Raw genomic sequence first — 1,112 nt, 5'->3', positions numbered from 1 at the left:
ACGGTGCGTGCATAAGAACCCTCCTTACCTCTTTTATAACGGTCATTTTCCGATTGCTCTATTCCTTTGTGACATCTTCTTACATTTCACATCTGATTCTTGTACAATGGACAGAAGAGAGGAGGGATCTTTTGTGAGACCTTTGCAAATTTCTGCTGAAACTGCACAAAAGCTTGCAGAGTCCTTGAATCTGCCGCTTGAACAGATCATGCATATGCCTCAGCATATTCTGCTTGCCAAAATGGCTGAACTGCAAAAAGAGGACAAATCATAGCCTTCATTCACATACTTGCTTACCTGTTTCGGGATAATATCATGTATATGTTAGAAAAGAGGAGTAACTGCTTTGCCACATCCACATAATAAAAAAATCCAATCATTTTGGCTGATCACCGGCATTATCTTTATCGCCTTTAACTTACGGCCTGCGATCACTTCAGTCGGTCCGGTCATTAGCTCTATCCGGGCAGAGCTGCACATGTCCAATGGGGCAGCCGGTTTTTTGACCGCACTGCCACTGCTTTCGTTTGCAGTTCTTTCTCCGCTTGCACCTAAGCTTGGACAGCGCCTCGGAAATGAGCGAACTTTATGGCTAGGTCTCGTGATACTGCTTATCGGCGTTTTGACTCGTTCTACCGGCTATACTGCCGCTTTGTTTTTCGGAACGGCACTTATCGGCGTCGGGATTGCGATTGGTAACGTACTTTTGCCAAGCTTAATCAAACATAAATACCCTGAAAAGCCAGGGATCATGATCAGCCTGTATACGACATCAATGAATATATTCGCAGCTTTAGCATCGGGTGTCAGCGTTCCTTTAGCGACCCAGATGGATGGCGGATGGAAACAGGCCTTTCTCTTATGGGGCGGGCTGGCTTTACTTGCATTGCTAATCTGGATACCTCAGCTGCGCCACCGGGATACGGCAAACCAGACAATGAAGCTGCAATCCAGTTCCATTTGGGCTTCCAAAATGGCATGGTATGTCACCATCTTTATGGGCCTGCAATCGTTTTTATTTTACAGCAGCATCGCTTGGTTTCCTGAAATTCTCCGTTCACACGGGATTGATACGGCAACAGCTGGATGGATGGTATCACTCATGCAATTTG

General features: G+C 45.9%; 2 protein-coding genes. Both read left to right on the top strand.

The genetic code is table 11. From position 1 onward, the window contains the following. The first annotated feature begins 133 nt into the window (after positions 1-133). Positions 134-274, top strand: coding sequence for a YycC family protein (locus ACWHAR_RS22705; protein ID WP_003242786.1), 141 nt, complete (start codon positions 134-136; stop codon positions 272-274). Between the two features lie 72 nt (positions 275-346). Beyond that, on the top strand, positions 347-1,112 hold a 766-nt coding region (locus ACWHAR_RS22700; protein WP_452087903.1), incomplete at its 3' end, for an MFS transporter.

The organism is Bacillus sp. LR--39 (assembly GCF_053613335.1).
Note: the sequence above shows the minus strand (reverse complement) of the source record. Positions and strands in the feature narration are given on the sequence as shown.